Origin of the sequence: Pelomonas sp. V22 (assembly GCF_030014915.1) — a bacterium.
Lineage (GTDB): Bacteria > Pseudomonadota > Gammaproteobacteria > Burkholderiales > Burkholderiaceae_C > JAUASW01.
In genome coordinates, this window is sequence record NZ_JAGIXS010000003.1 from 424,184 (window position 1) to 430,877 (window position 6,694).

The 6,694-nt window shown below is 65.8% G+C and carries 6 protein-coding genes; 5 read left to right on the forward strand and 1 reads right to left on the reverse strand.

Annotation, left to right across the window (positions count from 1 at the left end; genetic code table 11):
- The first annotated feature begins 9 nt into the window (after window positions 1-9).
- Complete coding sequence (locus J7U46_RS14225) at window positions 10-819, forward strand: TatD family hydrolase (RefSeq protein WP_282826901.1); 810 nt, start codon at window positions 10-12, stop codon at window positions 817-819.
- 14 nt (window positions 820-833) lie between these two features.
- On the opposite strand, the gene J7U46_RS14230 is transcribed toward J7U46_RS14225, so the two are convergent.
- Complete coding sequence (locus J7U46_RS14230) at window positions 834-1,643, reverse strand: mechanosensitive ion channel family protein (protein ID WP_282826920.1); 810 nt, start codon at window positions 1,641-1,643, stop codon at window positions 834-836.
- A gap of 70 nt (window positions 1,644-1,713) precedes the next feature.
- On the opposite strand from J7U46_RS14230, the gene J7U46_RS14235 reads away from it, so the two are divergent.
- The 4 genes from J7U46_RS14235 to J7U46_RS14250 are packed head-to-tail and all read left to right on the forward strand — an operon-like array spanning window position 1,714 to window position 6,290.
- On the forward strand, window positions 1,714-2,226 hold the full coding sequence (locus J7U46_RS14235) for a DNA-deoxyinosine glycosylase (RefSeq protein WP_282826921.1): 513 nt from the start codon (window positions 1,714-1,716) through the stop codon (window positions 2,224-2,226).
- Entirely contained in the window at window positions 2,226-3,668 is a 1,443-nt protein-coding gene (locus J7U46_RS14240) for an amidohydrolase family protein (protein ID WP_282826903.1), read from the forward strand. Before J7U46_RS14235 ends, J7U46_RS14240 begins: the two co-directional genes overlap by 1 nt.
- Window positions 3,665-4,450, forward strand: a complete 786-nt coding sequence (locus J7U46_RS14245) for a spermidine synthase (protein WP_282826905.1) — start codon at window positions 3,665-3,667, stop codon at window positions 4,448-4,450. Before J7U46_RS14240 ends, J7U46_RS14245 begins: the two co-directional genes overlap by 4 nt.
- Before the next feature lie 7 nt (window positions 4,451-4,457).
- Window positions 4,458-6,290: a GspE/PulE family protein gene (locus tag J7U46_RS14250; protein WP_282826906.1), complete on the forward strand. Its 1,833-nt coding sequence runs from the start codon at window positions 4,458-4,460 to the stop codon at window positions 6,288-6,290.
- The last annotated feature ends 404 nt before the right edge of the window (window positions 6,291-6,694 follow it).

The window sequence follows — 6,694 nt, forward strand, 5'->3', positions numbered from 1 at the left end:
GGTGAAGGCATGTGGACGGACAGCCACTGCCATCTCGATGCGGCCGAGTTCGACGCTGACCGTGCCGCCGTGATCGCACGGGCCCGCACGGCGGGCGTGACGCAGATCGTGATCCCGGCGGTGGAGGCCGGGAACTTCGAGGCGGTGCGCGTGCTGGCCCAGCAGCAGGACTTCGTCTATGCGCTGGGCATCCATCCCATGTATGTGATGCGCGCTGCCGAGCAAGACCTGAGCCTGCTGGCCGAGACACTCGAGCAGCACCACGGCGACCCGCGCCTGGTCGCCGTCGGCGAGATCGGTCTGGACTTCTTCGTGCCGGGTATTGATGCCGAGCTGCAGCAGCATTTCTATCTGGAGCAGCTGAAGCTGGCGCGCCGCTTCGAGCTGCCGGTGATCCTGCATGTGCGGCGCAGCGCCGATCAGCTGCTGGCCGGGCTGCGGCGCATCCCGGTGCGGGGCGGCATTGCCCATGCGTTCAATGGCAGCGATCAGCAGGCGAGGGCCTTTGTCGACCTTGGCTTCAAGCTGGGTTTTGGCGGCACCTTGACCTTCGACCGCTCGCTTCAGATCCGCCGGCTGGCGGCCGAGTTGCCGGAAGAGGCGCTGGTGCTGGAGACCGATGCGCCCGACATCCCGCCGCACTGGCTCTACAAGACGGCCGAGCAGCGCGCCGCCGGCGAGACGGCCCGCAACGAGCCGGCCGAGCTGCCGCGCATTGCGCAGAGCCTGGCCGAGCTGCGGGGCTGGACGCTGGCGCAGACGGCGGCAGTGACGAGCGCCAATGTGCGCGCGGCGCTGCCGCGGCTGCCTCAGCCCTAACCTCAGTCCTGGTCTTAGCGATTGCGCGGCGTGATCGGCGTTTCCGGCACCGGGTAGCCGGCCGCGCCGAAGGTGGCGACCACGGCCTTGTGGGTGTCGAAATAGACCTGCCAGTAGTGGTCGGTGTGGGCATAGGGCCGCACGCACAGCAGTGGGCCTTCGGGCGTAAAGCTGAGGATCTCGATGTCGGGTGCCGGCGTGGCCTTGACATTCGCGATGGCTGCCACGGCGCTGCGCAGGCGGGCGATGGCATCCAGCGGGTCGACGCTGTTCGCGACCTTGGCCACGCAGTCCACGCGGCGGTGCGGCAGGGTCGAGAAGTTCTGGATGGTGTCGGAGAAGACCTTGTTGTTGCCGACGATGGTCTGCACGTTGTCGGGCGTGGTGACCGTGGTGCCGAAGAGGCCGATCTCGGTGACCGTGCCGACCACACCGCCCACCTGCACGAAGTCCCCGACCTTGAACGGCCGCAGCACCTGCATGAAGACGCCCGCGGCGAAGTGGGTCAGCAGGCCGCCCCAGGCCGTGCCGATGGCGAGGCCCGCACCCGCGAGCAGGGCGGCGAAGGAGGTGGTCTGGATGCCGAAGATGTCGAGGATCGCCATCACCAGCACGATGTTCAAGAGCACCGTGAGAATGGAGCGCAGGTAGGTGGCCAGCGTGGAATCGACACGGCGGCCGCGTTCCAGCGCCGCGCCGACCAGGCGCACGGTCAAGCTGATGACCCAGCGGCCGACAATCCAGGCGGCCAAGGCGGTCAAGACCTTGAGGCCGAAGGCGGCACCCTGGGTGTTCAGGAACTGCCAGATGGCTTCGGTGTTCATCATCATCAATCTCCCTGCGGTCGTGAATCAAAAATCAAACAGAACCATCATCGCCGAAGACGCCGCCGCCATTCAGCTCCCACGTTGGCAAGGACTGGCCCCGCAGTTCGATGCGGGCGCGCGCTGGCTCTTGCTCGGCAGCTTTCCGGGCCTGGCCTCGCTGAAGGCTCAGCAGTACTACGGCCATCCGCGCAACCAGTTCTGGCGCCTGCTGGGCGATGTGTTCGGCCTGCCCCTGGTCACCTTGTCCTATGAGCAGCGCCTGGCCACGCTGCGGCGGCAGGGCATTGCGCTCTGGGACGTGATCAGCGAAACCGAGCGCGAGGGCAGCCTGGACAGCAACATCCGCGACCCGCACGCCAGCGATCTGGCCTGGCTGCTCTCGCAACTGCCCCAGCTGCAGACGATTGGCTTCAATGGCGGCACGGCGGCGCGCATCGGTCAGCGGCAATTGATGGCCTTGGGTGAGGCGCCCTGGCGGATCGTGAACCTGCCTTCCAGCAGCCCGGCCTACACGATGGCCTACGATGCCAAGCTTGCTTCCTGGCAGGCGCTGGGAAGGCCTGGAGAAGGTGGCTTGTGATGAAGAAGAATGGGTTCGGGCGGGTCCTGGCCGCGCTCGCGGCTGCGATGGCAGCGAGCGCTGGCGCTGCTGCGCCGCGTGTGGAGGTCGATCTGGTCCTGCGGTCGGCGACCGTGGTGGATGTGGCCGAGGGCCGTCTGCTGCGCGGCAAGGCCGTGCTGGTGCGGGGCGAGCGCATCGTCGATGTGGTCGATGACAGCCAGCTTGGCAAATACCGGGCGCGGCGCACGCTGCACCTCAAAGGGCGCTACCTGATCCCCGGGCTGTGGGACAGCCATGTGCACTTCGGCGGCGGGCCCGAGCTGATCGAGGAGAACCGCCACCTGCTGCCGCTCTACCTGGCGCATGGCATCACCACGGTGCGCGATTGCGCCGGCGACCTGAGTGACACCGTGCTGCAGTGGCGCGACGACATCGCCGCGCGCCGCCTTTTGGGCCCGACGCTCTATGCCTCCGGCCCCAAGCTGGAGGGCTACAAGCCGCTGTGGAAAGGCACGCTGGAGGTGGGCACGCCGGCCGAGGTCGGCGCGGCGCTGGACCGGTTGCAGGCGGCCAAGGTGGATTTCGTGAAGATCACCGAGAACACGATGACTGCGCCTATCTATCTCGAAGCCTTGCAGCAGGCGAGGGCGCGCGGCCTGCCGAGCTCGGCGCATCTGCATGCGGCGGTGACGCTGGAGCAGGCGGCCGATGCCGGGCTGGGCACGATCGAACATCTGCCCTATTTGCTGCGCGGTGCTTCGCCGCGCGAGGCCGAGCTGGCGGTGCAGGTGGCGGCCGGGCAGATCACCGGCCGGGCCGCTGCCGAGCACAGCCTGGCCAGCTACGACGCCGACCGGGCGCGAGCCACGGTGCGAACGCTGGCGGCCAAGGGAGTGGCCGTCGTGCCGACCTTGTCAGTGATCAGGATCACCGCCTACCTGGACCAGGAAGACCACAGCCGGGACGACTACCTGAAGTACATCGGCCCCAAGCTGCGCCAGACCTATGACTGGCGAGTCCAGCGCGCGGCCCAGGACGGGCCGGCGGCGGTGGCCTATCGGCATGCGAATTTCGAGAAGGCGGCGGCCCTGCTGCCGATGCTGGTGCAGGAGGGGCTGCCCATCATTGCCGGCACCGACGCTGGCTTCCTGAATTCGTTCGACTATCCCGGCATCGCCCTGCATGACGAGCTGGGGCTCTATGTGCGTTACGGACTTACACCGGCGCAGTCTTTGCGGACGGCGGTGCTCAGCGGCCCGCGCTTCCTCAACAAGCAGGCCGACTACGGCGCACTGGCGGCCGGCAAGCTCGCAGATATCGTGGTGCTGGATGCAGACCCGCTGGCTGACATCGCGGCTACCCGGAAGATCCGTGCCGTGATGACACGTGGTCGCCTGCTCGAGCGGGCGCAGCTGGACAGCATGTTGAACGAAGTGCAGCAATGGGTGGCCAAGCAATGAGTCGAAAGACAAAGCAGCAGGACTGGGCGCCGGCGACGCTCAGCGAATTTGATGGTGTGCGCTTTCTGCATCTCGACTCGATCTGGGTGCAGGGAGCGATGCGCATCCGCAAGCCCCAGCATCTGGAGCTGGAATACATCCAGCGCATGATGGCCTGGATGCTCTGGCGCGATAGCGCCGAAGTGCGCAGCGGCCATGCCGTGCAACTGGGCTTGGGGGCGGCGGCGATCACTCGCTTCTGCCACAAGGTGCTGCGCATGCAGACCACGGCGGTGGAGCTGAATCCCAGCGTGATTGCGGCCTGCCGGGCCTGGTTCCACCTGCCCGAGGACGACAAGCGCCTGACCGTGCTGAACGAGGATGCTGGCGACTGGGTGCAACGGGACGAGAACCTCCAATGCGCCCAGGTGCTGAACGTGGACCTCTACGACCATGAAGCCGAAGGCCCGGTGCTGGACGACGAGGACTTCTACACCGGCTGCCGCAATGTGCTGGCCGATGGCGGGCTGATGACGGTCAACCTGTTCGGCCGCAGTGCCAGCTTTGCCCGGAGCGCCGGCCGGGTTGCCCGGGTCTTCGGCTCGGACCAGGTCTGGAGCCTGGCCCCGACCAAGGAGGGCAATACCGTGCTGGTGGCGGCTCGCGGGGTGAGGGTTCCGGAGCGGGAGGAATTGGAGCGGCGTGCGGCTAATATCGAGTCGCAGTTCGAGCTGCCGGCGCGCAAGTGGTTGCGCCTCGTGCGGCCGCTGCCCCTCAGCATCATCAACCCGCTGCGTGATTGACTAGCCGATGAGCACCAAGACCAAGACGGCCGCACATGCGCCTGAAGCCCGCCCGGATGCCAAGCCGGATGTCCGGCAAGAAGGGCGCCCCGAAGGCCGACTCGAATGGCGCCAGTTGCTGCGCTGGCTGGTCGAGGACGAGATCATCGACGCTGAGCAGGCGCAGAAGACCGAGCAGCGCTTTGCCGCCGGGGACAGCTCCCTGCATCCGCTGGTGCGGCTCGGCCATGCGAACCTGGTGCGCAAGTCTCCTGGGAAGCCGCTGGAGGTCGAGGTGCTGACTGAATGGCTGGCTGCGCGCGCCAAGCTGCCCTACCTGCGCATCGATCCGCTGAAGGTCGATGTGGGCCGGGTGGCTGACGTGATGTCGGTCAGCTACGCCGAGGCCAGGCGCTGCCTGCCCGTTCAAGTGGGTCTGACCGATGTGACCGTTGCAACGGCCGAGCCTTTCGACACGAGCTGGATGGCGCAGATCGAATCGCACACCCGCAAGCAGATCAAGCTGGTGGTGGCCAATCCGCTGGAGATTGCGCGCTACACGACCGAGTTCTTCACGCTGGCACGCTCGGTGCGTGCTGCGGCCAAGGCCGGCGAGACGAACCAGGTCGCCAGCTTCGAACAGCTGGTGGAACTGGGCAAGAGCAACAAGGCGCTGGACGCGAACGACCAGGGCGTCGTGCAGGTGGTGGACTGGCTCTGGCAATACGCTTTTGATCAGCGTGCCAGCGACATCCACCTGGAGCCGCGACGCGAGATGGGTGTGATCCGTTTCCGCATCGATGGCGTGCTGCACACGGTCTATCAACTGCCCTCGGCTGTGATGAGCGCGATGACCTCGCGCATCAAGCTGCTGGGCCGCATGGACGTTGTTGAGCGGCGGCGCCCGCTTGACGGGCGCATCAAGACGCGAAACCCGGCCGGGGATGAGGTCGAAATGCGCCTGTCCACGCTGCCCACGGCCTTTGGCGAAAAAATGGTGATGCGGATCTTCGATCCGGATACGGCGCTCAAGGATCTGAGCATGCTGGGTTTCTCAGGCCATGACACCGAGCGCTGGGAAAAGCTGGTCACCCAGGCCCACGGCATCATCCTGGTGACCGGGCCTACCGGCAGCGGCAAGACCACGACGCTTTATTCGACGCTGAAGCGCCTGGCGACGGATGAGGTCAATGTCTGCACCATCGAAGACCCGATCGAGATGATCGAGCCGGCCTTCAACCAGACCCAGGCCCAGGCGGCACTCGACTTCGGCTTTGCCGAGGGGCTGCGCGCGCTGATGCGGCAGGATCCGGACATCATCATGGTCGGCGAAATCCGCGACCTGGCCACGGCGGAGATGGCCATCCAGGCGGCCCTGACAGGGCATCTGGTCTTCTCGACCCTGCATACCAACGATGCCGCAGCCGCAATCACACGGCTGACGGACCTGGGCGTGGCACCCTATCTGATCAGCGCCACCATCATTGGCGTGCTGGCGCAGCGGCTGGTCCGCACGCTGTGCCCGAGTTGCAAGCAGCCAGATCCATCGGTCACGCGGGACACGCTGAACGAGATGCTCAAGCATTGGCGCATGAATGGTGGCGTCAAGCCCTACAAGCCGGTGGGCTGCCTCGACTGCCGCAACACCGGCTATCGCGGCCGTGCCGGCCTCTATGAACTGCTGACGGTCAGCGAAGCGGTCAAGGCCACGCTGCACCCCAACCCGGACGTCAGTGCCCTGCGACGCAAGGCCATGCAGGAAGGCCTGCGCCCGCTGCGCCTCGCCGGCGCCATGAAAATCGCGGAAGGACAGACCACGCTGGAAGAGGTGCTGAGAAGCACGCCGCAGTGGGAGGCCTGAGAGCCGCTAGTCTGTTGATCTATGAATCTGCAGGCTTTTGGATCTTCACGTCTGTGGATCTACAGATTTTGGATCCGTCACTCCTTGAGCCTGTAGTTGTAGGGCTGCAAGTCTGCAAGTCTGTAAGTCTGTAAGTCTGTAAGTCTGTAAGTCTGTAAGTCTGTAAGTCTGTAAGTCTGTAAGCGCGTGGTCGCGCCCGGGCGCTCCCGACCGTCGGCCAGCGACGGTCGAAATCCGTTTGGGGCAACGGGGGCCTGCAGAGGCACCCCTCAGACACGTGTTCAGCTCGGCCGAAGAGCTTTTTACTGAGAACTTCTTTGGCACCCAAAAATCTTGTGCTACAGTCGTGGGCTTCGCTGCTGAGAGCGGCGCTTCAAGACGAAGCGCAAGTTCGGGCGGTGGAG

What these genes read in the sequence shown, in the direction of transcription:
- J7U46_RS14245 (WP_282826905.1), top strand. Translation starts at nt 3,665, where the DNA reads ATGAGTCGAAAGACAAAGCAGCAGGACTGGGCGCCGGCGACGCTCAGC.
- J7U46_RS14250 (WP_282826906.1), top strand. Translation starts at nt 4,458, where the DNA reads ATGAGCACCAAGACCAAGACGGCCGCACATGCGCCTGAAGCCCGCCCG.
- J7U46_RS14230 (WP_282826920.1), bottom strand. Translation starts at nt 1,643, where the DNA reads ATGAACACCGAAGCCATCTGGCAGTTCCTGAACACCCAGGGTGCCGCC.
- J7U46_RS14240 (WP_282826903.1), top strand. Translation starts at nt 2,226, where the DNA reads ATGAAGAAGAATGGGTTCGGGCGGGTCCTGGCCGCGCTCGCGGCTGCG.
- J7U46_RS14225 (WP_282826901.1), top strand. Translation starts at nt 10, where the DNA reads ATGTGGACGGACAGCCACTGCCATCTCGATGCGGCCGAGTTCGACGCT.